Raw genomic sequence first — 25,952 nt, 5'->3', positions numbered from 1 at the left:
AAATTCACCGCGGTGACGGATTTGCGAAATCCATCACTTCCCGCGTATTAACTGCTCAGCTTTGTCGCAAGCAGACTCAGGAAGCCGGTGTCCCGGACAGTCGTGCAGGACACCGCGCTACCTTTCAGCCGACTTCTTCACTCGCTGCGTCGGGTGCATGTGCGTGACCGCAGCGGGGAACACGCATGAAACAGGCAACATGGGACCGGGCCGGCATCGTCTGCGGCGTTGGGCGTTAGTGAAAATGCCGCATCGGCTTGGATTCGCAGCGGCCCCCGCCTGCGACGCGCTCGACGCGTCCTTGCGTCCTGCACGGTCCAGCACGCTGCGTAAAGCAGGCGCAACCGCCCGGCGCGCGTTTCTACCTGGGTGCGAGCATCGTCAGCAGGCCGCGTGCGGCGTTGAAACGGTCCGCGCCCTCCGGTAGCGGCAGCTTGATGCGCAGTTTGTCCGGGCCGTCCATGGTGTAGATCTTGGGCTGCTTCTGGATCATCTGGATCACCGCGACCGGGTCGATCGCCGGTTTTGCCTCGAAGACCAGCCGGCCACCGTTCTCGCCCAGGTCCAGCTTGCGCACACCCAGCGCATTGGCCTGCAGCTTGAGCTCGGCAATCGCGAACAGGTGCTTGACCGGGTCCGGCAGCAGGCCGAAGCGGTCGATCATCTCCACCTGCAATTCGCGCAGCGCATCGGCATCGCGTGCGCTGGAGATGCGCTTGTACAGCGTCAGGCGCGTATGCACGTCGGGCAGGTAATCCTCGGGAATCAGCGCGGCCACATGCAGCTCGACCTCGGCGCCGCGGACCTCCTCGCCGGCATCCAGGTCCGGCAGCTTGCCCTGGCGGATGCTGCGCACCGCGCGTTCCAGCAGCTCGGTGTACAGGCTGAAACCGACCTCGGCCATCTGCCCGCTCTGGTCTTCGCCCAGCAACTCGCCGGCACCGCGGATCTCCAGATCGTGGGTGGCCAGGGTGAAGCCGGCGCCGAGCTCGTCCATGGAGGCGATCGCCTCCAGGCGCTTTTCCGCATCGGAGGTCATCGAGCGACGATCCGGCACCACCAGGTACGCATAGGCGCGGTGATGCGAGCGGCCGACGCGGCCGCGCAGCTGGTGCAACTGCGCCAGGCCGAAGCGGTCGGCGCGGTTGATGATGATGGTGTTGGCATTGGGGATGTCGATGCCCGATTCGATGATCGTGGTCGACAGCAGCACATTGAAGCGCTGCTTCTGGAAGTCGAGCATCACCCGCTCCAGCTCGCGCTCGGGCATCTGCCCATGCGCGATACCGATGCGCGCCTCCGGCACCAGTTCGGACAGCTCGCGCTGCATGCGCACGATGCTTTCCACATCGTTGTGCAGGAAGTACAGCTGCCCGCCGCGACTGAGCTCGCGCTGGAAGGCCTCGCGCAGCAGCGCGTTGTCCCAGGCGGTGATGAAGGTCTGCACCGCCAGCCGGTTCGGCGGCGGGGTGGCGATGATCGACAGGTCGCGCAGCCCGGCCATGGCCATATTGAGCGTGCGCGGGATGGGGGTCGCGGTGAGCGTGAGCAGATGCACGTTGGCGCGCATCGCCTTGAGCGCTTCCTTCTGCCGCACGCCGAAGCGCTGCTCTTCGTCGACCACGACCAGGCCCAGGTCCTTGAACTTGACGTCCGGCTGCAGCAGCCGGTGCGTGCCGATGATGACGTCGATCTCGCCGCTGGCGACCTTCTCCAGCTCGGCCTTGATCTCCTTGGTGCTCTTGAAGCGCGACAGCACTTCCACCTTCATCGGGTAATCGGCGAAGCGGTCGCGGAAGTTGCGGTAATGCTGCTCGGCCAGCAGCGTGGTCGGCACCAGCACGGCGACCTGCTTGCCGGCGCTGGCGGCGGCAAAGGCGGCGCGCACGGCCACCTCGGTCTTGCCGAAGCCGACGTCGCCGCAGACCACGCGGTCCATCGGCTGGCTGCTGCCCAGATCGCGCAGCGTCGCATCGATGGCCGCCAGCTGGTCGCCGGTTTCCTCGAACGGAAAGCCGGCCGCGAACGGCTCGTACATCGCCCGGTCCACCTGCAGCGCCAGGCCGGCACGCGCACGTCGGCGGGCCTGGATTTCCAGCAGTTCGGCCGCCACGTCGCGGACCTTTTCGGCCGCCTTGCGCTTGGCCTTGGTCCATTGCTCGCCGCCCAGCGAATGCAGCGGCGCGGTCTCGGCCGAGGCGCCGGAATAGCGGCTGATCAGATGCAACTGCGCCACCGGCACATACAGCCGGTCGCCCTTGGCATATTCGATTTCCAGGAACTCGCCGGGCATGCCGCCGGCGTCGAGCACGATCAGACCGCGGTAGCGGCCCACACCGTGGTCCTCGTGCACGATCGGCGCGCCTTCGGACAGCTCGCCCAGATCGCGGATGATCGCTTCCGGCTCACGTCCGACCCGGCGGCTGCGGCGCGGCTGGTTGGCGCGCTCGGGAAACAGCTGGCGCTCGGTCAGCACCGCAATCTGCGGGGCGTCCAGCGCAAAGCCGTCTTCCAGCGGCGCCACGGTGATACCGAAGCGCAGCTTGGGCGCGGCCAGGAAGGCGGGCAGGTCGGCGACGACCTCCGGCTTCAGCTGCGCGGCGGCCAGCACTTCCATCAAGGCTTCGCGCCGGCCGGCGGTATCGGCGGCCACCAGCACGCGGCCGGGGTAATGGCTCAGGAACGAGGCCAGCGCCTGACCGGCCGGGGCGTCTTTTGCCGCCACCGGCAGCGGCGGCAACGGCTGGTCGCCCAGCGCGGCGGCCTCGTCGATGCGCGGATGGTCGCTGGCCCAGACTTCGATGCGCGCCAGCTTGTTGAGCCGCTCGCGCAGTGCGTCCGGCGACTGATACAACTCGTCCGGTGTCAGCAGCGGGCGCTCCACATCGTGGCGGCGTTGCTCGTAGCGGTCCTGCGCCTGCGCCCAGAACGTGTCCGCCGCATTGGAAACGCCGGTGGCGACCAGCGGCAGCACGCGCTTGTCCAGATAATCGAACAAGGTGGCGGTCTTGCTGAAGAACATCGGCAGGTAATACTCCACCCCCGACGGCGCCAGCCCCGATTTCAGATCCTGGTACAGCGCGCTGCGCCGGGTGTCCACGTCGAAACGCTCGCGCAGGCAGGCCAGCACACGCTCCACGCTGGCATCGTCCATCGGCACTTCGCGGCCGGGCAGCAGCTTGACGGCCTCGACCTTGTCCAGCGAGCGCTGCGATTCCGGGTCGAAGGCGCGGATCGAGTCGATATCCTCGTCCAGCAACTCGATCCGCAACGGCGTGGCTTCGCCCATCGGGAACACGTCGAGCAGGCCGCCGCGCACTGCAAAATCGCCCGGGTCCATCACCTGCGGCACGTTGCGGTAGCCGGCGCTTTCCAGGCGGCGTTTTTCCGCATCCAGATCCAGCCGCTGGCCGACCTTGAGATCGAAACTACCGCCGACGATGTAGCTCAGCGGTGCCAGCTGCTGCATCAGCGTCTGCACCGGCACGATCACCACGCCACGGGTCAGTGCGGGCAGCCGATGCAGTGCGGCCAGGCGTTGGCTGATGATCTCCGGGTGCGGGCTGAACTGGTCGTAGGGCAGGGTTTCCCAATCGGGAAACGGCACCACCGGCAGCGTCGCATGCTCGCTGAGCAAGGCATGCAGATCCGCCTCGATCTGATGCGCACTCTGGTTGTCGCGGGCGATCACCAGCAGCGGGCCGGCATGCGCCTCGGCGGCGCGTGCGATCGACCAGGCCAGCGCAGTCGGCGAAGACGGAGCGCGCCAATAGGCGCGGAGCTGGCCGGACTTGGGCAGCGGCGGAGAGGGGAAGGTGGTTGGCGACGGCATCAGCCGGCAATTTTATCAGAGCACCCACCACGGCCGGTCCATCCGGCGTGAAAGCCGGCGTCGGGCCACCTGCGCCGCCTTGGTCGGATGTGCGGCGCTCTCGCCATCTACATACCGACCATCCCGACAGATCAACAACCAAAGCCAGGTGAGTCGGGGGTGCGGCGTCCTCACCGCTCGCGGGACACGCCGTGAATCCATCCGTGGAGGCTCGGTGGCGGCATCCATGCCGCCACACGGTCCCGCAATCGGTGACGACACCGCCCCAGACAGTTGGTCGGTTGTTTGAAAAGCTGGTCCGCTGCACTGGCTTTCTTGCGAAAACGAGCGGACACGTTCTTGCCTGAGACCGTGCTGCTCGCACTATGCGGACCGACCATCCCGACCGGTCCTTGCCCGCTCACCGTCGCGGGACCTTGAGCGGCATGGATGCCGCGCCAGAGCCTACAAGGACGTACTTGCGGCGTGTCCTGCGATGGTGGGCGGGCAAGGGCCTTGCAGCCAAGTCGCAAACCAACCGCTCAACGCCGCTTCACGAATCCCCAATCCCCAATCCCAAATCCCAGCCCCTCAGGCATCCAGCTCGAGAACCATCCGCACCAACTCCGGCGACTCCGGATGCGGCTGCGGCTTGAAGCCCAGCGACTCGGCCAGCTGCAGCATCGGCACATTGCTTTGCAGCACGTCGCCGAACAGGCAATCCAGGTATTTGCGCCGTGCCCACTTGACCAGCTTGCGCATCAGCTGCCGTCCCAGCCCCTGGCCGGCGACGAAGCTGCTGACCAGGATGGTGTACTCGGCCTGGCGGGTGCCCGGCACCAGCGCCGCGCGCGCCACCGCACCTACCAGGGCTTCGCCCGGGGGCAGCTGTTCGGCGGCCACCAGCACGATTTCGCTCTTGGGGTTGGGATGGGTCAGGCGCTGCACCATCTCCGGGGTGATTTCGGCGGAGGAACGCACGAAGCGCGCGCGGATTTCCTCCGGCCCCAACAGGCTGAAAGCACCCTGCAGCGGCGGACCGTCCTCGGGACGGATCGGACGGAGCAGGAGTGTGCGGCCATTGGGCAGACTGAAGTTTTCATGCCAGGGAGGCATGCGATTGCGAATGGCCATGACCGGTGTTCCTTAAAGATCGGAAGATTCTGGCACCCGCCCAGCGCACAACCGTGAATGAATCCGGTGCGCCGCTGGGGGTCGTCAGGGGGTGGCAGTGCTTCCCTGATCACTGTACCGAGCGATACCGTGATCCAGTCGTGAGTATGCAGCCGCGTTCGCCAGCGCGAACAGGCGCCCGGTACAGGCAACTCAGGCGTCCTGGCGCAGCCACTCCAGCCGGGTCGAGGCACCTGCCTCGCCCAGGTGCTGCTTCAGCACCGGCAGCGCGGGCGCCAGCACCTGGTCGAACTGCCATGGCGCATTGACGATCAGCAGCCCGCTGCCGGTGAGGCGCAGCGGCGAGTCGTCCGGGCGCACCTGCAGCTCGGCCACCAGCACCGACTTGGCCGGCAGCGTGGCCGCCTTGCGCATGAACGGCTGCAGGCTGCGGCGCAGCTTGATCGGGTACCACACCATGCAGATCGCCTGCGGCCAGCGCGCCAGCGTCTCGCGCACGCTATGGATGACCTGCGGGTACTCGGCTTCCTGCGCCTCGTAGGGCGGGTCGATCAGCACCAGCCCGCGGCCGATCTTGGTCTCGCCAGCGCGCGGCGGCACGAATGCGCGAATCGCCTCGTAGCCATCGCCGGCATGCACGCGCACGCGGCTGTCCCTGGCGAACAGGCGCTTGAGCGCCTCGGCCTCTTCCGGCTGCAACTCGCAGAACGCCATGCGGTCCTGTTCGCGCAGCGCCTGCGCCGCCAGCAACGGCGAGCCGGGGTAATGGTTGATCTGGATGCCGGCGGTGGGGCGCGCCGGCTTCTGGCCGGGCGTGGCCGGGCGGGCGACGGTGTGGTTGTCGGCCTGTACCGCGCGCAGATAGCGTTCGACCACCTCGGGCAGGGTCGACTCGGCCATCAGCCGCATCACCCCGGCATCGGCCTCGTTGGTCTTGCGGCTTTCCTCGCCGCCGAGCTGGTAGCGCCCGCGTCCGGCGTGGGTGTCGAGCACGAAGAACGGCGTGTCCTTGCGCTTGAGGGTGTCGATCAGCGCCAGCAAGGCGATGTGCTTGAGCACGTCGGCATGGTTGCCGGCATGGAAGGCGTGGCGATAGTTCATCGCGGCAGTGTACGGGCCGCGCCAGCATGCGGCTATGCTGCGCGCCATGTCCGAGTCCCCCGCCCGCGTGCTCGTCGTCGAAGACGAAGCCGCCATTGCCGATACCGTGCTGTATGCGCTGCGCAGCGAAGGCTACGCGCCCGAACACTGCCTGCTGGGCCGTGACGCATTGGCGCGCCTGCGTGCCGACCCGGCCGATGTGGTGGTGCTGGACGTGGGCCTGCCGGATATCAACGGCTTCGAGGTGTGCCGCACGCTGCGCGGGTTCAGCGACGTGCCGGTGATCTTCCTGACCGCGCGCAACGACGAGATCGACCGCGTGCTCGGCTTCGAACTGGGCGCCGACGACTACATGGCCAAGCCGTTCTCCCCGCGCGAGCTGGTGGCGCGGGTGCGCGCGCGGCTGCGTCGTCGCCATGCGGCCGCCGTGGCGGAGCCGGGCTGGCAGCCGCATGGCGCGTTTGCGATCGATCGCGAGGGCAGCCGCATCCGCTACGGCGATGCACTGCTGCCGCTGACCCGCTACGAGTACGCGCTGCTGTCGGCGCTGTTGCAGCGCCCCGGCGCGATCCTGAGCCGCGCGCAGCTGATGGACCGCGGCTGGGACGCCACTGCCGACAGCGCAGACCGCACCGTGGACACCCATATCAAGACGCTGCGCGGCAAGCTGCGCCAGGCCGGCGTGCCGGCCGACCCGATCCGCACCCACCGTGGCCTCGGCTACGCGCTGGAGCTATAGCCATGGCCGCGCGCAGGCGTCGTGGTGTTCTTCGGACCGGGGCCTGAGATGCGGCTCGGTCTCAAGCTGTTTCTGGGCTTCTTCCTGATCGTGGGGCTGGCCGCGTTCTTCGTGATGCGGGTGTTCGTCAACGAGGTCAAGCCGGGTGTGCGCCAGGCGATGGAATCCACGCTGGTGGACGCGGCCAATGTGCTGGCGGAAATGGCCAGCAGCGAGCTGGCTGCCGGCACCATCGCCAGCGGCAGCTTTGCGCGCAACGTGGCGCAGGCGCAGCGGCGCGACCCCAAGGCCTGGGTATGGCGGTTCCGCAAGAACGATGTGGCCTACCGCGTCACCGTCACCGACGCGCGTGGCGTGGTGGTGTTCGACTCGCTGGGCCGCGATGTGGGCCGCGACAACTCGCGCTGGAACGATGTCTATCGCACCTTGCGCGGCGAATACGGCGCGCGTTCCAGCCCCGAGGTCGATGGCGACCCGACCGCCACGGTGATGCATGTGGCCGCACCGATCTACGCGCCGAATGACCCAGCCAAGTTGATCGGCGTGCTGACGCTGGCGCAGCCCAATCGCAGCATCGACCCGTTCATCGAGGCCAGCCAGCGCAACATCCTGCAGCGCGGTGCCTGGCTGATCGGCATTTCCGCGCTGATCGGCATCTGGATGACCTGGTGGCTGATGCGCGGCATCGGCCGGCTCAATCGCTACGCACAGGCGGTGAGCGCCGGCGTGCCGGTGCCGCCGCCGGAGCCGCGCGGCGATGAAATCGGCGACCTCGGCCAGGCGCTGGAAAGCATGCGGCGCAAGCTGGAAGGCAAGGCCTACGTGGAGCAGTACGTGCAGTCGCTGACGCACGAGATGAAGAGCCCGCTGGCGGCAATCCGTGGCGCGTCCGAACTGTTGAGCGAGCCACTGCCGGAAGCCGACCGCCAGCACTTTGTCGCCAGCATCCGCGCGCAGGAGCTGCGCCTGACCGAAACCATCGACAAGCTGCTGGCGCTGGCCGAGGTGGAGCAGCACGGCTGGCTGCAGACGCGCGAGCGCATCGCGGTGGCTGGCCTGCTGCAGGCGGCCGTGGATGCCGTGCTGCCGCGCGCGGCAGCGGCCGGCGTGCTGCTGGAACGCGATGCCGCATCCGACACCGCGCGCGGGCAGTACGTGCTGGGCGATGGATTCCTGCTGCGCCAGGCGTTGATCAACCTGATGGAAAATGCCATCGCGTTTTCACCGCAGGGCAGCACCATTCGGCTGCGTGCGCAGGTGCTGAAGGAACAGGTGCAGCTGGTGGTAGAAGACCGTGGCAGCGGTGTGCCGGACTACGCGCTGGAGCGGGTGTTCGAGCGTTTCTATTCGCTGGCCCGCCCGCAGACCGGGCAACGCAGCTCCGGCCTTGGCCTGCCGTTCGTACGCGAAGTGGCGCGCCTGCATGGTGGCGAGGCCACGCTGGGCAACCGCGAGGGTGGCGGCGCGATCGCGACCCTGCGCCTGCCCATCGGCTAAGCGCGGCTAACAAACCGTAGTGCGCAGTCGTCAGGTTGGTGCGGACGGCGCGCAGCAACCGGAGTGGACGAGTGGTACGCGCCGATTCCGCGCGCCGTCCGCGCCCGTCCGGCGGCTGTGTAGCAGGTTTGTCGGCGGCTCTGAACCGCATTGCGTGCCGTCAGTGCACAGGCCGGCAGCCGACGGCGGCGGCATCGCGGTGGCACGCAAGCGGCATGCGCCAGGCACATGCCGCATCCGTGTCCGCCGCGCCTTACCGTGCGCAGCCGCTGTGTGTCAGTGCACCACGTCGGCCCCGATGACGTCCTTGGCGACCACCGACCAGGACAGCTTGCCAAAGCCCTTGTTGCCCCACTCGGTGCCCCAGCTGTTTTCGACGAGTAGCCCTTCGCTGTCGTAGCCCAGCGCGATCACCGCGTGCCCGCCCAGGATCGGCGTCTTGGTGTCATAGTCGACCTGGTTTGTTGGTGTGAGGTCTTCGAACCCCTGGCGGACATAGAAGCCGATGGCCACCGGCGTGGACGAGGCCAGCGCGAGTTTGATCTGTTCGATCAGGGCCCGCCCGCCATTGCCGTCGCCCGAATACAGCACGGTGTACTTGCGGTACGGCGTGCGGTTCTTGGCGGCGTTGGCGCGGTCGGCCGCGGTGGGTGGGTTCTTCCAGTTGTAGTTGCCCCACGAATAATGCTGCTCGGTGTCGATGCCTTGGGCCAGCGCGACGTCCAGCGGCGCTTCCAGCGTGGAGCCCTCATCGACGCCACCGTTGACCTGACTGTAGAGATACATCGGGGCAAAGCGGGTTTGCGCCTGCTTGTTGGCGTTGGCATACCAACCGGTCAGGGTGTGGGCGGTTGCCCATGACGCACACGACCCCACCTGGCCCTGGTCGCCCGGGGTAATTGCCCAGGCCGTCAGGTCGACCGTGGCGGGCAGGGGTTTGGCGGCGCTGGCAATGCCGAACAACGGAGTGACCGGCTGCATCAACGACGAGGGTTTCAGGCCCATCCCGTGCATTGCCGCCTGTGCGGCGGCGGAGGACAGGCTCAGGGCAGCGAGCAGGCAGAGCGTGAGCGAACGTTGCTTGGTCATGAAGGCAAACTCCAGGCGAGAGAGGAATGCAGTCGTGCGCGTTTCTGGAACCATGGCCGGCAAGCGGGCAAGCGTGTGCGACACCACCGCTGCGGCGCGCAACGTTGAATGCGGATGCCGCGGAACCACGGAACTGCAACGCCGTGATCAACGCAGACTCGAGAAAAGCAATGGCCCCGTGATGCGCAACTGCACTGGCATCGTTGCGCCTGGCGGCGAAGCGCGCGGCGGTGATGCGAAACCCTGGCGATGCAACGGAAGCGTGTCCTGGGCCTCTGTTGCATTTTTGCAGGGCAAAACCTGCATTTCCTAACGGGATCACAGTGCCGGTCGCCGAGCCTGCCGATCGCCCACTTCACATTCGCTTCAAATTCGCCTCAAACCTGCGACACCGGCGCAACGCACCCTGGCGACCTCCCAGACTGAGGAAGGTCGATGAAATCCCTGAAACTGTTGTTGCGCTTCGCCACCATTGGCGGATTGATCCTGTTGCTGCTGATTCCATTGCTGCTGATCCGCGGCACGGTGCAGGACCGTGCGCGTTACCGCGACGAGGCGGTGGAGCGGGTGGCGCAGAGCAAGGCCGGTGAGCAGCAGTTCATCGCGCCGGTGCGGGTGCTGCCGTTTACCGAGGACGTACAGGTCACCGAGCCGGACGAGCAAGGCAACCCGCGCAAGGTCTGGCGCAAGCGCGACGGCCAGTTGCTGCAGACCCCGCGCACGCTCACCCTGAGCGGCGAGCTGACCCCGTCCGAGCGCAAGATCGGCCTGTTCCGTGTGCAGGTGTATTCGTGGAAGGCCAGGCTCAAGGCCGAGTTCGACCCGTTCGACTATCCGGCCGTGGCCGGTCGCCGCTATGGCCGGCCGCATCTGGCGGTGGGCATTTCCGATGTGCGCGGCCTGGTCGGCACGCCGAGCCTGCGGGTGGACGGCCGCAGCTTGCCGCTGGAGAGCGGGGCCGGCGGCCTGGTGGGGCGCTCGGCCGGTATCCATGCCGATCTGCAGCCGCTGGGCGATGCGCTGGCCGGCACGCTGGGTGACGGCAACCTGGTGGAGATGTCGTTCGTGCTGGACGGCACCCGCAGCCTGGCGATCGCACCGATTGCCGACAACAACGACATCGCGCTGCGCTCGGCCTGGCCGCATCCGCTGTTCGGCGGGCGCTTCCTGCCGAATGCGCCGACGATCGGCGCACGCGGTTTCGATGCGAGCTGGTCGTTGTCGTCGTTGGCTACCGGCGCACAGAGCCAGCTGCAGTCCAGCCAGCCGTCGCTGGATACGCTGGAGGTGCGGCTGGTCGATCCGGTGGACGTGTATACCCAGGCCGACCGGGCCAGCAAGTACGGCATCCTGTTCGTGGTGCTGACCTTTGTGGCGTTCGTGTTGTTCGAGTTGATCAAGCGTCTGCCGATCCATCCCCTGCAATACCTGCTGGTGGGTCTGGCGCTGGCGATCTTTTTCCTGCTGCTGCTGAGCCTGTCCGAGCACATCGCGTTCTGGCAGGCGTACCTGGTCTCTGCCGCGGCATGTATCGGCCTGCAGTTCTTCTATCTGTCCGGGGTGTTGCGCAGCTGGGCGCGTGCAGCCGGGTTCTCGGCGATGCTCACGGCGTTGTACGGGGTGCTCTACAGCCTGTTGATCTCCGAAGACAACTCGCTGCTGATGGGATCGTTGCTGCTGTTCGGCATCCTGGCCAGCATCATGTGGGTGACCCGCAAGCTCGACTGGTACGAGCTTGGCAACAGCCTGCGCTGAGGCCGGCATGCGCACGCACGCACAGTTGCACCGGCGGGCGCAGCGTTTGCTGCCCGCCGGGATCGACACGGTGGCGCTGCTTCCCGCAGCGCTGCCGCAGTATTGGGACGCTTCGCCGTTGTCGGCCTTGCCCTTGCGCCGCGACGGACGCCGCGGCGTGATCGGCCTGCGGCTGCATGCAGGCACCGCGCAGGCATTGCGCCTGGGCGGCAGCGGCTTCCTGCAGGCGGCGCAGCGGCAGGACGCGGCGGCAGGCAACGCGCGTCCGCGCCGCTACGGGCCGTGGCAGCGGTTGAGCAACGCAGCTACTGGGCGCGCAGCACCGATGCACTGCTCGGTGTGCTGCTGGCCAGCGAGGCGGCGGCGGTGTGGTTGCTGTGGCAGCAGCCGGCTGCGGCGGCTCCGGGCAATGGCGGCTGGCTGCGCTGACGTACGGCGGCGCAGCTGCGCCAGGCTGGCTTACCATGGCCGGCATGAGCGGCTCCTCCCTGATCGTTGAAACGGTGCGCGGCACGCAGGTGCTGCCGCATCTGGCTGCGGTGGCGCAACTGCGCATCGCGGTGTTCCGCGCCTGGCCATACCTGTACGACGGCGACGCCGATTACGAGCGCGGCTATCTGGCCGCCTACGCGGCCTCGCCGGACAGCGTGTTCGTGCTGGCACGCGATGGCGATGCGGTGATCGGCGCCTCCACCGGGCTGCCGCTGCTCGACGACAGCGAAGCCTTCCATGCGCCGTTCCATGCGGCCGGCATCGACCCGGCCAGCGTGTTCTATTTCGGCGAATCGGTGCTGCTGCCGGACTATCGCGGGCAGGGAATCGGCCACGCATTTTTCGACCAGCGCGAGGCGCATGCGCGTGCACTGGGCCGCTTCGCGCTCACTGCGTTCTGCGCGGTGGAACGCGCAGAAGACGATCCGCGCAAGCCGGCCGACCATCGACCCAACGACGTGTTCTGGCGCAAGCGTGGCTATGCACCGCAAGCAGACATGCGCGTGCAATTGGCATGGACAGAGTTGCAACACGGCGAGATCGACCACAGTCTGCGGGTATGGACGCGGCCACTGCCGCCGTGACCGAGTCACTTCTTACGCCATCGATCAATCGCAACCAGGCCAGCAGATGAAAATTGCCGTCGCCAAATACCCGATCGGCAAACCTGCCGACTTTGCCGCGTTCGCCGCACGCCAGTCGGCGCTGGTGGGCGAGGCTGCCGCCGCTGGCGCACGCCTGCTGGTGCTGCCGGAGTATCTGTCGCTGGAGCTGGGCGCGACCTTCGGTACGCAGATTTCTGCCGGGTTGCCGGAGTCGCTGGCGGCGATCCAGGCGCTGCGCGCGCCGTGGCTGGAGCTGTTTGCCGGCCTGGCGCGCCAGCATCAGCTGCATCTGGTGGCCGGCAGCTTTCTGCTGGACCTGGGCCAGGGCCGTTACCGTAATCGCAGCGACTGGTTCACCCCCGATGGCCGGCATGGCTGGCAGGACAAGCTGCAGCTGACCGGCTTCGAAAAGGCCACCGGGCTGATCGAGCCGGGCAATGCGCTGAAGGTGTTCGACCTGGATGGCGTGCGTGCGGCGATCGCGATCTGCTACGACAGCGAGTTCCCGCTGCCGGTGCGCGCGCAGTACGAGGCCGGCGCGCGGCTGTTGATCGTGCCCAGTTGCACCGACACCGCCGCCGGGGCGATGCGGGTACGGGTCGGCTGCCTGGCGCGCGCGCTGGAAAACCGCGTGTTCGTCGCGCAATCGGTCACGGCCGGGCAAGCACCGTGGAGCCCGGCGCTGGACGTCAATACCGGCGAAGCGGCGGTGTTCGCACCGATGGATGTCGGCTTCCCCGCCGATGGCGTGCTCGCGCAGACCCAGGGCACTGCCGTGTGGGCCTATGCAGAGCTGGATTTCGCCGCCTTCGAGGCCAGTCGCGCGCAGGCGCAGGTCGCCAACGATCGCGATTGGGTCGGTCAATTGGGCGCTCACGTTGCACGTGCCAGGCTGGCGACGTTCGACTGATAGAGCGTGGTCCTCAAAGGACGATGTTCATCGTCGGGCGAGCGCAGCCGGTGTTCGCGACGGCACTGCCATACGTACGCTGCAACGTTCACGCGCCGTGCCTCAAGTGGTGACCGCGCGCTACGGTACCTCAGCTACTTTCATCCCTTGCAATACCTCCCACCAGGTTCCCATGGCCAAGAAAACCCTGATTCCGCACAGCGTCCGTCTCGAGTTCGCGCCTGGCGCGCTGGTGCACAGCAATCTGTCCGGTGCGGCCTTCACCGATGACTGGCTGTGGGTGGCCGGCGACGAGGCCTGCGCGGTGGATCGCCTGCGCAGGCTCGACCCCGTGCAGCGCGAGACGCTGCGCTTCGGCCAGGGGCAGAGCTTTGCGCTGGCCGAGTTGCTGGACCTGCCCGGCGAGGCGGCCGAGGAGGCGGATCTGGAAGGCATGGCGCTGTCGGAGGGATTCCTCTGGGTGATCGGCTCGCATGGGCTCAAGCGCAAGAATGCCAAGCGCAGTCGCGACGATGCCGAAAACGCCAAACGCCTGACCAAGCTCAAGCTCGACGCCAACCGCCGCCTGCTGGCCTGCCTACCGATCGAGCGCGATGCCGACGGCACCCCGCGCCTGGTGCGCGAAGCCGCTGACGGCCGTCGCGCGCTGCGGCTCAAGGGCGATGCCAAACACAACCAGCTCACCGAGCTGCTGGCCGACGACCCGCACTTCGGCCCGTTCCTGAAGATCCCCGGCAAGGACAACGGCTTCGATATCGAAGGCATCGTGGTGGACGGCGAGCGCCTGCTACTGGGCCTGCGCGGGCCGGTGCTGCGCGGCTGGTCGGCGCTGCTGGAGATCCGGGTGCAGGCGCATGGCGAGCACCTGCGCCTCGCGCCGCTGGACGAGGACGGCACGCTGCTGCGCAAGCACTTCCTGCAATTGGGCGGGCTGGGCATCCGCGACCTGCATTATTCCGGCGACGACCTGTACCTGCTGGCGGGCCCGACCATGGTGCTGAACGGCGAAATCCGCCTGTTCAAATGGCCGGGCGCGCGTGCAGTGCTGGCCGCCAACCAGGCGCCGGTGCGCTTTCAGCACGCGCTGCTGGAATCGGCGGTGTTGCCGCACGGCACCGACAGCGACCGCGCCGAGGCGATCTGCAATCTTCCCAGCCACCTGGCCGGCGACACGCCCAGCTGGCTGGTGCTGTACGACGCGCCCGGCCCGGCGCGCAGTGGCGGCGATGACGTGGTCTACGGCGACCTGTTACGCAACCGCTGAGCCGCGCGCGGGCAGGTCTGCGCTGGTCAAGGTAAAATCGGCCGACTCCCGTTTTGCCGAGCGCTCCATGACCTGCCGCACCCGTTTTGCCCCCAGCCCCACCGGTTACCTGCACATCGGCGGCGCCCGCACCGCCCTGTATTGCTGGCTGGAGGCACGCCGCCGCGGCGGGCAGTTCGTGCTGCGCATCGAAGACACCGACCGTGAGCGCAGCACCCAGGCCGCGATCGACGCCATCCTGGAGGCGATGGAATGGCTGGGCCTGGGTTACGACGAGGGCCCGATCTACCAGACCCAGCGCGTCGCCCGCTACCAGGAGGTCGCCGAGCAGCTGCTGGCCCAGGGCAAGGCCTATTACGCCTACGAAACCCGCGAGGAACTCGACGCCATGCGCGAGGCCGCGATGGCCAGGCAGGAAAAGCCGCGCTACAACGGCGCCGCCCGCGAGCAGAACCTGCCGTACCGCGACGACCCCAACCGGGTCATCCGCTTCAAGAATCCGGTCGGCGGCACAGTGGTGTTCGACGACCTGATCAAGGGCGTCATCGAGATCGCCAACAGCGAGCTCGACGACATGGTGATCTTCCGCCCGGACGGCTTCCCCACCTACAACTTCGCGGTGGTGGTGGACGACTGGGACATGGGCATCACCGAGGTGATCCGCGGCGACGACCACATCAACAACACGCCGCGCCAGATCAACATCTATGAGGCGCTGGGCGCCCCGGTGCCGAAGTTCGCGCACATGCCGATGATCCTGGACGAGCAGGGCGCCAAGCTGTCCAAGCGCACCGGCGCGGCCGACGTGATGCAGTACAAGGACGCCGGCTATCTGCCGCATGCGCTGATCAACTACCTGGCCCGTCTGGGCTGGTCGCACGGCGACCAGGAGTTGTTCAGTCGGCAGGAACTGCTCGACCTGTTCGACGTGAAGAACGTCAATTCCAAGGCCGCGCGGCTGGACATGGCCAAGCTGGGCTGGGTCAACCAGCACTACCTCAAGACCGACGACCCGGCCAGCATCGCCCCGCAGCTGGAATACCAGCTCGCCAGGCTGGGCATCGATGTCGCCGCCGGCCCGGCCGCCGCCGATGTGGTGGTGGCGCTGCGCGAGCGCGTGCAGACCTTGAAGGAAATGGCCGAAAAAGCCGTGGTCTGGTACCAGCCGCTGGAAACCTACGACGAGGCGGCGGTGATGAAGCACCTCAAGCTGGGCGCAGAAGTGCCGCTGGGCAAGGCGCGCGAACTGCTGGCGGCACAGAGCGAATGGAGCGTGGAGACCGTCTCGGCCGCGTTGCACGACGCGGCCGCCGCGCTGGAGCTGGGCATGGGCAAGGTGGCCCAGCCGCTGCGCGTGGCCATCACCGGCACCCAGGTCAGCCCGGACATTTCGCAGACGGTGTACCTGGCCGGACGCGAGGGCGCCTTGAAACGCATCGATGCGGCACTCATCAAGATAGGGGCGGGCTGACCGCCGGAGCCTGTGATGAAAACCAACGAACACGCCTGCACTGCACCGCATCACCATGTCGACGACGCCAACGGCTTCGTGCGCGCGGTGGAGCGCGCCTGCAGCGAGCGCGGCCTGCGGCTGACGCCGATCCGCGCCAATGTGCTGCGGCTGATCGCCGACGCCGGCAAACCGGTCAAGGCCTACGAACTGCTGGACTGGGTGCGCGAAGGCAAGGGCGTTGGCGCCGACGCTCCGCCCACGGTGTACCGCGCGCTGGATTTCCTGATGGCCAACGGCTTCGTGCACAAGCTCGAGTCGGTCAACGCCTTCGTCGCCTGCCACCACCCCAACAGCGCCCAGCACTCGGTGCCGTTCTTGATCTGCGACCGCTGTCATAGCGCGGTGGAACTGGAAGACCGCGAGGTGGTGGCGCAACTGGAAGCGCGCGCCAAGGCGCTGGGCTTCCAGCCGCAGGCGCAGACGCTGGAAGTACACGGCCTGTGCGCCAAGTGCGCGGTGGCCGAGTAAGCATCGCAAGGCAAACGCAGGGCGGTTCAGTTGAAGCGGCTAACAAACCCTCGCGGGCACCTTGCGGCATGGATGCCGCGCAAACGCTTGCAGGGACGTACTTGCAGCGTGTGCCGCGACTTTAGGCGGGCAAGGGCCCTGCAGCCAGGCAGCAGATCAGCTGGCGTGACGTAGTTCGGTTAGCCGCTTTATAAGTTGCCGGCAGTGCGCAGACGCAGCCATCTGCTGCAGACAACTGCGCTGTTGTTGTCACAGCAACCAAGCTTCGAGCAGTACGCGCTTGCACGAGTGCCATGCACGCGCATCAGCGGGGTCGCCAGCGACTCATCGCTTATCCAAGCTATCAGACACCACCGCACATCACGCCGCGGCGTCGGTCTTGCATCCATAGCCCGCCAGAAACAGGGCGACTGCGCGCTGCGTCGCTTCGCGCAGATACTCGGGCGAGGGGTTCTTCAGCGCGCCGAACAGGCAGGGCATCAAGGTTTCCGCCTCCAGCAGCCCGCCGAACTGCCTTGACGCGATCAGGACGTCGGCGCAGCGGATCACGCCGCGATCCATCTGCGTCTGCAGGTAATCGGCCATGCGTTGCACGCCTTCTTCCGGACCGGAGTTGAAGAACAGCGCGCCCACGTCCGACCGCCCCGACACGCCGATGATGGTCTGCCAGATGGTGATCGAGCTGGGCGCGCACAGGAAACCGAGGATGTCCTCGCCGAAGCGCTGCAAGGTCTCGGCGACCGGGCCGTTGCTCTGCGAAAGCGCGTCCAGCAGCGGGTCGATGTAGCGGTCGGACATGTCCTTGGCAAACGCCACGAACAACTCCTCCTTGGACGGGAAATAGCCGTAGAGCGTGCGCTTGGAGCCGCCGACGCGGGCGGCGATCTGCGACATCGAGGCGCCTTCGAAGCCCAGTTCGAGGAACACCTCGCTGGCCGCCTGCACGATGGCGTCTCGTTTTTCTTCGGTTCTGACCCGCATCCACTGACTCCCTTGGGCACTTAAGTATACCGACTGGGCAGGAATGCTTGACGGCCACGGATGCGCTTATTAGGATACCGAACCGTACCGTTTAGATTTAACCATCCTGCGTCCCGTCGGAGACCTCCTCGTGCGTCCTCATGCTTCGTTTCGCCTGCCCCTGCTCGCTGCTGCCGTTGCTGCCACCGTCCTGCTCAGTGCCTGCGGCAGCCCGCCGGGCGGCCCGCCGCCGGAGGAGGGCATGCCCGAAATGGGCGTGCTGACCGTAAAGCCGCAGCCGGTGACGCTGACTACCGAACTGCCTGGACGCACGGTTCCCTACCTGATCGCCGAAGTTCGCCCGCAGGTGGGCGGCATCGTGCAATCGCGCCAGTTCACTGAGGGCGGCGACGTCAAGGCCGGGCAGACGCTGTACCAGATCGATCCGGCGACCTACCGCGCCAGCTATGCCAGCGCCCAGGCCACCCTGGCCAAGGCGCAGGCCAACCTGCGCACCGCCAGACTCAAGGCCGAGCGCTACACCGAACTGGTGCAGATCAAGGCCATTAGCCAGCAGGATGGCGACGACACCGCCGCCGCGCTGGGCCAGGCCGAGGCCGACGTGGCAGCCGGTAAGGCCAGCGTGGAAACCGCGCGCATCAACCTGGCCTTCGCGCGCCTGGACGCGCCGATCTCCGGCCGCATCGGCCGCTCCAGCGTCACCCCGGGCGCCTTGGTGACCGCCAACCAGGCCACCGCACTGACCACCATCCAGCAATTGGACCCGATCTACATCGACGTCACCCAGCCCAGCGCGGCCTTGCTCCGCCTGAAGCAGGCGATGGCGCGCGGCGAGCTGGAGAAGGCCGGCGACGACGCGGCCAAGGTGTCGCTGCTGTTGGAAGACGGCAGCACCTATCCGCTGCAGGGCCACCTGGCGTTCTCCGATGTCACCGTCGACCAGAACACCGGCTCGATCACCTTGCGCGCGGTGTTCCCGAACCCGAATGCGGAGTTGTTGCCGGGCATGTATGTGCGCGCGGTGCTGCAGGAAGGCATCAAGGAGCAGGGCGTGCTGGTGCCGCAGCAGGCGGTCTCGCGCAACGGCGCCGGCAAGCCGACCGCGTTCGTGGTCGGCGCCGACCACAAGCTGCACCTGCGCGTGCTGGAAACCGACCGCGAAGTCGGCGACCAATGGCTGGTGCGCAGCGGTCTGAAGGCCGGCGAGCAACTGGTGGTCGAAGGCGTCTCGCGCGCCCGCGACGGCATCGAGGTCAAGACCGTGCCGTGGCAGCCCAAGGGCACGCCGGCTGCCGGTGCCGGCAATGCAGCCGCTGGCACTCCTTCCGCCCCGACCGCACCGCGTGCGGCCAACTGAGGCGGGATCACACGTCATGGCACGCTTCTTTATCGATCGTCCGATCTTCGCCTGGGTGTTGGCCATCATCGTGATGCTGGCCGGCATCCTGTCCATCGCCACCTTGCCGATTGCGCAATACCCCAGCATCGCGCCGCCGGCCGTCGCCATCACCGCCAACTATCCGGGCGCCTCGGCGCAGACCCTGGAAGACACCGTCACCCAGGTCATCGAGCAGAAGATGAAGGGGCTGGACCACCTCAGCTATATGGCCTCCACCAGCGAATCCAGCGGTGCGGTGACCATCACGCTGACCTTCGACAACGGCACCGATCCGGACACCGCGCAGGTGCAGGTGCAGAACAAGTTGTCGCTGGCCACGCCGTTGCTGCCGCAGGAAGTGCAGCAGCAGGGCGTGACGGTGACCAAGTCGGCCACCAACTTCCTCAACGTGCTGGCCTTCACTTCCGAAGACGGCAGCATGAGCGATTCGGACCTGTCCGATTACGTGGCGGCCAACGTGCAGGAAACCATCAGCCGCGTCGAAGGCGTGGGCGACACCACCTTGTTCGGCTCGCAGTACGCGATGCGGGTATGGATGGACCCGAACAAGTTGAACAACTTCAGCCTGACTCCGGTGGATGTGCGCACCGCGATCCAGGCGCAAAACGCGCAGGTTTCCGCCGGCCAGCTGGGCGCGTTGCCGGCGGTGCCCAACCAGCAACTCAATGCCACCATCACCGCGCAGACCCGGCTGAAGACCGCCGAGGAGTTCGAGAACATTTTGCTGCGCACGCAGTCCGATGGCTCGCAGGTGCGCCTGCGTGATGTGGCACGCATCGAGCTGGGCAGCGAGAGCTACAACACGGTGGGCCGCTACAACGGCAAGCCGGCCGCCGGTCTGGCGATCAAGCTGGCCACCGGCGCCAATGCGCTGGATACGGTGCGCGCGATCGACAAGAGCCTGGAGGAGCAGGAGAAATTCTTCCCGCCCGGCATGAAGGTGCAAAAGCCGTACGACACCACGCCGTTCGTGCGCATCTCCATCGAGCAGGTGGTGCATACGCTGATCGAAGCGGTGGTGCTGGTGTTTCTGGTGATGTACCTGTTCCTGCAGAATTTCCGCGCGACCTTGATCCCGACCATCGCGGTGCCGGTGGTGTTGCTCGGCACCTTCGGCGTGCTGGCGGCGTTCGGTTTTACCATCAACACGCTGACCATGTTCGCGATGGTGCTGGCGATCGGCCTGCTGGTGGACGATGCCATCGTGGTGGTGGAAAACGTCGAACGCGTGATGGGCGAGGAGCAGTTGTCGCCCAAGGACGCCACGCGCAAGTCGATGGACCAGATCTCCGGCGCGCTGGTCGGCGTGGCCCTGGTGCTGGCCGCGGTGTTCGTGCCGATGGCGTTCTTCGGCGGTTCCACCGGCGTGATCTACCGGCAGTTCTCGATCACGATCGTCTCGGCCATGACCTTGTCGGTGCTGGTGGCGATGATCCTGACCCCGGCCCTGTGCGCCACCCTGCTCAAGCCGGTGGAGAAGGGCCATGGTCTGGCGACCACCGGGTTCTTCGGCTGGTTCAACCGCATGTTCGATCGCGGCAACAACGGCTATCAGGGCGTGGTGCGGCACATGCTGGGCAAGGGCTGGCGCTACATGCTGGCCTACGCGGTGTTGCTGGCGTTGGTGGTGTTCGGCTTCATGAAGCTGCCGGTGGGCTTCCTGCCGGACGAGGACCAGGGCACGCTGTTCGTGCTGGTGCAGTTGCCGCCCGGTGCCACCGATGCGCGCACCGGCGAGGTGCTCAAGCAGGTGGAGCATCACTTCCTGGTCGATCAGAAGGACTCGGTTGCCGGCATTTTCGCGGTCTCCGGTTTCAGCTTTGCCGGTACCGGCCAGAACGTGGGCTTTGCCTTCGTCAAGTTACGCCCGTGGGACGAGCGCACCGGCAAGGGTCAGAGCGTCACCGACGTGGCGGGCAAGGCCGGTGCGTTCTTCAGCACCATTCGCGATGCCAAGGTGTTTGCGTTCGCACCGCCGGCGGTGTCGGAGCTGGGCAATGCGACCGGCTTCGACCTGATGCTGCAGGACCGCGCCAACCTCGGCCACGAGGCCTTGATGCAGGCGCGTAACCAGCTGCTGGCTGAGCTGTCGCAGGACAAGCGGCTGGTGGCGGTGCGCCCGAACGGGCAGGAAGACACGCCCGAGTTCAAGCTGGAAATCGATTCGCACAAGGCGCAGGCCATGGGCGTGTCGATCGCGGATATCAACAACACCTTCTCCAGCGCCTGGGGCAGTACCTACGTCAACGACTTCATCGACAAGGGCCGCGTCAAGAAGGTGATGCTGCAGGCCGATGCGGTGTACCGCATGAATCCGCAGGACATCGACCGCTGGTTCGTGCGCAACAGCGCCGGCACGATGGTGCCGTTCAACGCTTTCGCCACTGCCAGCTGGAGTTCGGGCTCGCCGCGTCTGGAGCGCTACAACAGCGTGCCGTCGGTGGAGATCCTGGGCATGGCGATGCCGGGTGCCGCCTCCAGCGGCGAGGCGATGCAGATCGTCGAAGCGGCGGCGGCCAAGTTGCCGCCGGGCATCGGCTACGAGTGGACCGGGTTGTCGCGGCAGGAGAAATCCTCGACCGGCCAGACCGGCCTGTTGTACGGGTTGTCGATCCTGATCGTGTTCCTGTGTCTGGCCGCGTTGTACGAAAGCTGGGCGATTCCGTTCTCGGTGATCCTGGTGGTGCCGCTGGGCGTGTTTGGCACGCTGCTGGGCGCAATGCTGACCTGGAAAATGAACGATGTGTACTTCCAGGTGGGCCTGCTCACCACGATTGGCCTGGCATCGAAGAACGCGATCCTGATCGTGGAATTTGCCAAGGAGCTGCATGAAAGCGGCAAGAGCCTGGTCGCAGCGGCACTGGAAGCGGCGCGCATGCGCTTGCGGCCGATCCTGATGACATCGCTGGCCTTCATCCTGGGCGTGGTGCCGCTGGTGCTCGGCAGTGGTGCCGGTGCAGGCGCGCAGCATGCCTTGGGCACCGCGGTGATCGGCGGCATGTTGTCCGGCACGATCCTGGCGATCTTCTTCGTGCCGTTGTTCTTCGTGCTCATCAGCGGCTTGTTCAAGCGTCGCGCACAGCCCACTTCGCCCGCACCGCAACCGGCAGGACACTGAGATGACACCGATCCGCATGACATTGACCGCGATCGCGGTGGCCGGCGTGCTGTCCGGATGCACGCTGATGCCGCGCTATGCACGGCCCGACGCACCGGTGCCCGAGCGCTTTGCCGGCACCGAGCTCTCGACGGCATCCACTACCACCGATACGGCCAGCCCCGCGCAGGCGATCGATATCGCCAACATCGGCTGGCGGCAGGTGTTCACCGACCCGGCGCTACAGCAGGTGATCGCGCTGGCACTGGAGAACAATCGCGACCTGCGTGTGGCCGCGCTCAACATCGAGGTGGCACGTGCGCAGTACCGGGTGGAGCGCGCTGCGCTGCTGCCCGCCGTGCAGGGCACCGGCACCGCCAACAACGCGCGTACGCCGTCGGAGCTGGCCATTCCGGGCCAGCCGCAGGTGTTCCGGACCTACAGCGCCAATATCGGCGTCAGTGCGTACGAGCTGGATCTGTTCGGACGTGTGCGTAGTCTCAAGGAACAGGCGCTGCAGCAGTTCCTGTCCACCGCCGAGGCACGCCGCAGCACCCATATCAGTCTGGTGGCCGAAGTGGCAACCGCCTATCTGACGCTGGCGGCCGATCAGCAGTTGCTGCAGCTGGCGCAGTCCACCTTGAGCAGCCAGGGCGACAGTTATCGCCTGCAACAACGCAGTTTCGAGCTGGGCGTAGCCTCGCAGCTCAGCTTGCGCCAGGCGCAGACCACGGTGGAAACCGCACGCGTGGATGTGGAGCGCTATACCGCGCAGGTGGCGCAGGACCGCAATGCATTGGTGCTGCTGGTCGGCACGCAGGTGCCGGCGGAGCTGTTGCCGCAGGCCTTGCCCGACGGCGCCAGCGTGGACGGCAACGTGCTGGCCAGCGTGCCGGCCGGGCTGCCGTCGCAGTTGCTGCAGCGCCGCCCGGACATCCTGGAGGCCGAGCGCAACCTGCGTGCGGCCAACGCCAACATCGGTGCGGCGCGCGCGGCGTTCTTCCCGAGCATTAGCCTGACCGCATCGACCGGCTCGTCCAGCAGCAGCCTGTCCAACCTGTTCGATTCCGGCACCCGCGCTTGGAGCTTCGTGCCCACGCTGACGCTGCCGATCTTCAACGCCGGGCGTAACCGCGCCAACCTGGACATGGCCAAGGCCAACCGCGATATCGAAGTGGCGCAGTACGAAAAGGCGATCCAGAGCGCATTCCGCGAGGTCTCCGATGCGCTCGCGCAACGCGAGACCCTGGGCCGGCAATTGCAGGCGCAACAGGCCCTGGTCGATGCCACTGCCGACAGTTACCGGCTGTCGCAGGCGCGCTTCGAACGCGGCGTGGACAGCTACCTGCAGGCGCTGGATGCGCAGCGCGCGCTGTACAGCGCGCAGCAGAACTTGATCACCACGCAGCTGTCGCGCTTCACCAATCTGGCGACGTTCTACAAGGCGATGGGCGGCGGTTGGCTGCAATCGGCCGACCCGGCAGTGGCCACGACGGCGACGGGGCAGCCACGTGGATGACGCCGCTGCCGAGGTCCCGGCGCCCAGGCGCGCACCGCACGACAAGCGTGGCGCGATCCTGCGCGCGGCAGCCGAGCTATTTCCACGCCAGGGCTTCGACAAGACCAGCATGGACAGCATCGCCGAGCGCGCAATGGTGTCCAAGGCCACGGTGTATGCGCACTTCGCGTCCAAGGAGGTGCTGTTCCGCACCACCCTGGAGGCGCTGGCGCACCAGTCGCCCAATCCCTGGGAGGCGCTGTTGAACATGCGCGGCCCGTTGCCCGTGCGTCTGCTCGCCATCGCCGACGCGGTCGTGCGCATGGCGGCCAGCAATGCGCTGGGCGATGCCGCCTACGGCCTGGTGCGGCCGCCGGCACTGCCCAGCCAGATACGCGAGGAGATGTGGACGCTGGGCTTCGAGCGCTACGACACCACGATGCGTGCGGTGTTGGCGCGCGAAGTGGAGCAGGGCAGCCTGGTCATCGACAATCTGCCGGATGCCTCGGTGCATTTCTTCGGATTGATGACCGGGATGCCGGCCAACGCGGCACTGCATGGCAGCACGTTGCCAGCACCGGCCGCCACGCAGCACGGGTATGTCGCCAGTGCGGTGGCGCTGTTTCTGCGCGCGTATCGGCCGCAACCGCCGGTGGTGACAGCGGAAGGCAAGCGCGAGGTACCGAGCGGGTTCTAGCTGCGGCGGCAGGCAGCGCAATGGGCGTTACCGAGAAGGCCTGGTCGCGCGCAAGCACGCTCCTACACGGGCGTGTCAGCGCGCCAGGTTGTGCCGCAACGCATCGATTACCCCCTTCAACCCGGCCGCAAACCGACGCTGTCGTAGGAGCGTGCCCGCGCGCGACGGGGCGTTACCGAGAAGGCCTGGTCGCGCGCAGGCACGCTCCTACACAAGCGTGTCACCGCACCAGGTCAAGCCGCAATGCGTCGATCACCCCTTCAAACCCGCCGCAAACCGACGCTGTCGTAGGAGCGCGCCCGCGCGCGATGGGGCGTTACCGAGAAGGTCTGGTCGCGCGCAGGCAGGCTCCTACACGAGCGTGTCACCGCAACGGATCGTGTCGCAATGCGTCGATCATCTCTTCAAACCCGTCCGCAAGCCGACGCTGTCGTAGGAGCGTGCCCGCGCGCGATGGGGCGTTACCGAGAAGACCTGGTCGCGCGCAGGCACGCTCCTACACGGGTGTGTCAGCGCGTCAGATCGTGCCGCAACGCATCGATCACTACCTTGAGTGCGCGCGAGGATTGGCGGCGGCTGGGGTAATAGGCGTGAGCCATCGAACGGCTCGCACCAGTCCTCCAGCACGCGGCGTAGCCGGCCGACGGCGATGTGCCCTAGCGCCATGGTTTCCGGCAAGAACGCGGGTCCGCCGCCGGCCAACGCGGCACGCAGGATGGCGCTGCTGCCGTTGAAGGTCCATGGCCGTCCACGCGCACCTTAACCTCGCGGCCGTCCTTTTCGAAATCCCAGGGCAGCAGGCCACCATGGGTGGGCAGGCGCAAGCCGATGCAGTTGTGCCGGGCCAGCTCGGCCGGCGCGGCGGGGATGGTGTGGTGCACGAAGTAGTCCGGCACCGTCACCACCGCCATGCGCTGCATCGGGCTGATCGGCACCGCGATCATGTCCTTGGCGACCTGGTCGCCCAGCCGGATGCCGATGTCGTAGCGCTCGGCAACGATGTCGGCCAGCCCGTAATCGACGGTGACCTCGATCTTGAGGTCGGGATAGTCGGGCAGTACGTTCGACAACCCCGGCCAGATATAGGCATCGGCGGCGTGGCCGGCGGTGGTGATACGGATGGTGCCGGCCGGCTTGTCGCGGAAGTCGGTGAGCGCGCATGCCATTCATGCCGCTGCATCATGCGCGATGGTGCGTGATGGCTTCAAATCCGAGATGTCATTGCCGCATTGATGCGCTGTGTTTCTAGGTGCATGCGCGGTTGCCCGGGTAATGCCGGCGCACACGCGCGCTACAGTGCAGGCACTTGGATCGAGGAGCACTGCCATGAATCTGTTCGCAACTGCGATGTCGCTGTCGATGATGGCTGCCGTCACGCCCGGTGGTGAAGAGCAACAGGCGATCAGGGTGAGCAAGGCCGGTGGCGCCGCATCTGCGGCCGGCCCGGCCGACTATTTCACCGGCAAGGTGCGCATCGATGCGCCCTTCCAGGCCGACGCGCCGGCGCGGGTGGGCGGCGCCACGGTGACTTTCGAACCTGGCGCGCGCACCGCCTGGCACACCCACCCACTGGGGCAGACGCTGATCGTCACCGCCGGTGCCGGGCGCGTGCAGGAATGGGGCAAGCCGGCGCAGCAGATCCGCCCGGGCGACATCGTGTGGATTCCGCCGGGCGTCAAGCACTGGCACGGTGCCAACGCCACGGTGGCGATGTCGCATATCGCCATCGCCGAAGCGCAGGACGGCTCGCCGGTGACGTGGCTGGAGCAGGTCAGCGAGGCGCAGTACGCGGCCGAATGACACGGCGCTCAACGGTGACGTGGTGCGGTCTGCCGCGTCATCGTAGGTGATGCATGTCGCTTAGTGCAGGAGCGCGTGACTAGGCTCCGCTGCGTCACTGCG

Annotated in this window: 18 protein-coding genes, 1 other RNA gene and 2 pseudogenes; 14 read left to right on the top strand and 7 right to left on the bottom strand. The window is 67.0% G+C overall.

Annotated features, from left to right (window positions below; genetic code table 11):
- Positions 1-361: 361 nt before the first annotated feature.
- The 3 genes from mfd to AC1PLS_RS14090 form a co-directional block, all read right to left on the bottom strand.
- Positions 362-3,832 (bottom strand): transcription-repair coupling factor, encoded by a 3,471-nt coding sequence (gene mfd / locus AC1PLS_RS14100; protein WP_481103790.1) that lies wholly within the window; start codon positions 3,830-3,832, stop codon positions 362-364.
- A gap of 570 nt (positions 3,833-4,402) precedes the next feature.
- Positions 4,403-4,945, bottom strand: coding sequence for a GNAT family N-acetyltransferase (locus AC1PLS_RS14095; protein ID WP_039526258.1), 543 nt, complete (start codon positions 4,943-4,945; stop codon positions 4,403-4,405).
- Between the two features lie 192 nt (positions 4,946-5,137).
- Positions 5,138-6,046 (bottom strand): 23S rRNA (adenine(2030)-N(6))-methyltransferase RlmJ, encoded by a 909-nt coding sequence (locus AC1PLS_RS14090; RefSeq protein ID WP_016902309.1) that lies wholly within the window; start codon positions 6,044-6,046, stop codon positions 5,138-5,140.
- Positions 6,047-6,080: 34 nt separating this feature from the next.
- On the opposite strand from AC1PLS_RS14090, the gene creB reads away from it, so the two are divergent.
- Positions 6,081-6,785: a two-component system response regulator CreB gene (creB, locus tag AC1PLS_RS14085; RefSeq protein WP_180971254.1), complete on the top strand. Its 705-nt coding sequence runs from the start codon at positions 6,081-6,083 to the stop codon at positions 6,783-6,785.
- Between the two features lie 48 nt (positions 6,786-6,833).
- Complete coding sequence (gene creC, locus AC1PLS_RS14080; protein WP_481103789.1) at positions 6,834-8,282, top strand: two-component system sensor histidine kinase CreC; 1,449 nt, start codon at positions 6,834-6,836, stop codon at positions 8,280-8,282.
- Positions 8,283-8,286: 4 nt separating this feature from the next.
- Here creC and AC1PLS_RS14075 read toward each other — a convergent pair.
- Together AC1PLS_RS14075 and AC1PLS_RS14070 are read right to left on the bottom strand one after the other, a co-directional pair.
- Positions 8,287-8,362, bottom strand: a non-coding RNA gene (locus tag AC1PLS_RS14075) — sX9 sRNA.
- Positions 8,363-8,558: 196 nt separating this feature from the next.
- Complete coding sequence (locus tag AC1PLS_RS14070; RefSeq protein WP_481091981.1) at positions 8,559-9,371, bottom strand: C1 family peptidase; 813 nt, start codon at positions 9,369-9,371, stop codon at positions 8,559-8,561.
- 435 nt (positions 9,372-9,806) lie between these two features.
- Here AC1PLS_RS14070 and creD point away from each other — a divergent pair, with 435 nt between their 5' ends.
- The 7 genes and pseudogenes from creD (at position 9,807) to AC1PLS_RS14035 (ending at position 16,378) form a co-directional block, all read left to right on the top strand.
- On the top strand, positions 9,807-11,126 hold the full coding sequence (creD, locus tag AC1PLS_RS14065) for a cell envelope integrity protein CreD (protein WP_481103788.1): 1,320 nt from the start codon (positions 9,807-9,809) through the stop codon (positions 11,124-11,126).
- 7 nt (positions 11,127-11,133) lie between these two features.
- Positions 11,134-11,555: pseudogene (locus AC1PLS_RS14060) on the top strand (hypothetical protein).
- Positions 11,552-12,202 (top strand): GNAT family N-acetyltransferase, encoded by a 651-nt coding sequence (locus tag AC1PLS_RS14055; RefSeq protein WP_481104500.1) that lies wholly within the window; start codon positions 11,552-11,554, stop codon positions 12,200-12,202. The pseudogene AC1PLS_RS14060 and the gene AC1PLS_RS14055 overlap by 4 nt, the downstream one beginning before the upstream one ends.
- Positions 12,203-12,248: 46 nt before the next feature.
- Positions 12,249-13,133, top strand: coding sequence for a carbon-nitrogen hydrolase family protein (locus AC1PLS_RS14050; RefSeq protein WP_478202662.1), 885 nt, complete (start codon positions 12,249-12,251; stop codon positions 13,131-13,133).
- A gap of 172 nt (positions 13,134-13,305) precedes the next feature.
- The gene (locus tag AC1PLS_RS14045; protein WP_184608999.1) at positions 13,306-14,397 is read left to right on the top strand and encodes a DUF3616 domain-containing protein; all 1,092 of its coding nucleotides are present in this window, start codon (positions 13,306-13,308) and stop codon (positions 14,395-14,397) included.
- Positions 14,398-14,464: 67 nt separating this feature from the next.
- Positions 14,465-15,868: a glutamate--tRNA ligase gene (gltX, locus tag AC1PLS_RS14040; RefSeq protein WP_065032529.1), complete on the top strand. Its 1,404-nt coding sequence runs from the start codon at positions 14,465-14,467 to the stop codon at positions 15,866-15,868.
- A gap of 15 nt (positions 15,869-15,883) precedes the next feature.
- The gene (locus AC1PLS_RS14035; RefSeq protein ID WP_024939899.1) at positions 15,884-16,378 is read left to right on the top strand and encodes a transcriptional repressor; all 495 of its coding nucleotides are present in this window, start codon (positions 15,884-15,886) and stop codon (positions 16,376-16,378) included.
- Positions 16,379-16,738: 360 nt separating this feature from the next.
- Here the strand turns inward: AC1PLS_RS14035 and AC1PLS_RS14030 are convergent, their stop codons facing one another.
- Positions 16,739-17,359 carry a TetR/AcrR family transcriptional regulator gene (locus AC1PLS_RS14030; protein ID WP_481103787.1) on the bottom strand — a complete coding sequence of 207 codons (621 nt, stop codon included), beginning with the start codon at positions 17,357-17,359 and terminating at the stop codon, positions 16,739-16,741.
- A gap of 130 nt (positions 17,360-17,489) precedes the next feature.
- Between AC1PLS_RS14030 and AC1PLS_RS14025 the strand changes: the two genes are divergently transcribed.
- Genes AC1PLS_RS14025 through AC1PLS_RS14010 form a run of 4 tightly spaced genes read left to right on the top strand, consistent with a single transcriptional unit; the run spans position 17,490 to position 24,050 of the window.
- Entirely contained in the window at positions 17,490-18,716 is a 1,227-nt protein-coding gene (locus AC1PLS_RS14025) for an efflux RND transporter periplasmic adaptor subunit (protein WP_102256436.1), read from the top strand.
- Positions 18,717-18,732: 16 nt separating this feature from the next.
- Positions 18,733-21,876: an efflux RND transporter permease subunit gene (locus AC1PLS_RS14020; RefSeq protein ID WP_481103786.1), complete on the top strand. Its 3,144-nt coding sequence runs from the start codon at positions 18,733-18,735 to the stop codon at positions 21,874-21,876.
- A gap of 1 nt (position 21,877) precedes the next feature.
- Positions 21,878-23,374 (top strand): efflux transporter outer membrane subunit, encoded by a 1,497-nt coding sequence (locus tag AC1PLS_RS14015; protein WP_481103785.1) that lies wholly within the window; start codon positions 21,878-21,880, stop codon positions 23,372-23,374.
- Positions 23,367-24,050: a TetR/AcrR family transcriptional regulator gene (locus AC1PLS_RS14010; RefSeq protein ID WP_481103784.1), complete on the top strand. Its 684-nt coding sequence runs from the start codon at positions 23,367-23,369 to the stop codon at positions 24,048-24,050. The genes AC1PLS_RS14015 and AC1PLS_RS14010 overlap by 8 nt, the downstream gene beginning before the upstream one ends.
- A gap of 509 nt (positions 24,051-24,559) precedes the next feature.
- Here the strand turns inward: AC1PLS_RS14010 and AC1PLS_RS14005 are convergent.
- Positions 24,560-25,207: pseudogene (locus AC1PLS_RS14005) on the bottom strand (LysR substrate-binding domain-containing protein); the annotation flags it as partial.
- A 169-nt stretch (positions 25,208-25,376) separates the two neighbouring features.
- Between AC1PLS_RS14005 and AC1PLS_RS14000 the strand changes: the two are divergent.
- Positions 25,377-25,850, top strand: coding sequence for a (R)-mandelonitrile lyase (locus AC1PLS_RS14000; RefSeq protein WP_024939905.1), 474 nt, complete (start codon positions 25,377-25,379; stop codon positions 25,848-25,850).
- Positions 25,851-25,952 lie beyond the last annotated feature (102 nt).

It is taken from the genome of Xanthomonas sp. NCPPB 3218 (assembly GCF_056725185.1).
Note: the sequence above shows the minus strand (reverse complement) of the source record. Positions and strands in the feature narration are given on the sequence as shown.

What these genes read in the sequence shown, in the direction of transcription:
- mfd (WP_481103790.1), bottom strand. Translation starts at nt 3,832, where the DNA reads ATGCCGTCGCCAACCACCTTCCCCTCTCCGCCGCTGCCCAAGTCCGGC.
- AC1PLS_RS14095 (WP_039526258.1), bottom strand. Translation starts at nt 4,945, where the DNA reads ATGGCCATTCGCAATCGCATGCCTCCCTGGCATGAAAACTTCAGTCTG.
- AC1PLS_RS14090 (WP_016902309.1), bottom strand. Translation starts at nt 6,046, where the DNA reads ATGAACTATCGCCACGCCTTCCATGCCGGCAACCATGCCGACGTGCTC.
- creB (WP_180971254.1), top strand. Translation starts at nt 6,081, where the DNA reads ATGCTGCGCGCCATGTCCGAGTCCCCCGCCCGCGTGCTCGTCGTCGAA.
- creC (WP_481103789.1), top strand. Translation starts at nt 6,834, where the DNA reads ATGCGGCTCGGTCTCAAGCTGTTTCTGGGCTTCTTCCTGATCGTGGGG.
- AC1PLS_RS14070 (WP_481091981.1), bottom strand. Translation starts at nt 9,371, where the DNA reads ATGACCAAGCAACGTTCGCTCACGCTCTGCCTGCTCGCTGCCCTGAGC.
- creD (WP_481103788.1), top strand. Translation starts at nt 9,807, where the DNA reads ATGAAATCCCTGAAACTGTTGTTGCGCTTCGCCACCATTGGCGGATTG.
- AC1PLS_RS14050 (WP_478202662.1), top strand. Translation starts at nt 12,249, where the DNA reads ATGAAAATTGCCGTCGCCAAATACCCGATCGGCAAACCTGCCGACTTT.
- AC1PLS_RS14045 (WP_184608999.1), top strand. Translation starts at nt 13,306, where the DNA reads ATGGCCAAGAAAACCCTGATTCCGCACAGCGTCCGTCTCGAGTTCGCG.
- gltX (WP_065032529.1), top strand. Translation starts at nt 14,465, where the DNA reads ATGACCTGCCGCACCCGTTTTGCCCCCAGCCCCACCGGTTACCTGCAC.
- AC1PLS_RS14035 (WP_024939899.1), top strand. Translation starts at nt 15,884, where the DNA reads ATGAAAACCAACGAACACGCCTGCACTGCACCGCATCACCATGTCGAC.
- AC1PLS_RS14030 (WP_481103787.1), bottom strand. Translation starts at nt 17,359, where the DNA reads ATGCGGGTCAGAACCGAAGAAAAACGAGACGCCATCGTGCAGGCGGCC.
- AC1PLS_RS14020 (WP_481103786.1), top strand. Translation starts at nt 18,733, where the DNA reads ATGGCACGCTTCTTTATCGATCGTCCGATCTTCGCCTGGGTGTTGGCC.
- AC1PLS_RS14015 (WP_481103785.1), top strand. Translation starts at nt 21,878, where the DNA reads ATGACACCGATCCGCATGACATTGACCGCGATCGCGGTGGCCGGCGTG.
- AC1PLS_RS14000 (WP_024939905.1), top strand. Translation starts at nt 25,377, where the DNA reads ATGAATCTGTTCGCAACTGCGATGTCGCTGTCGATGATGGCTGCCGTC.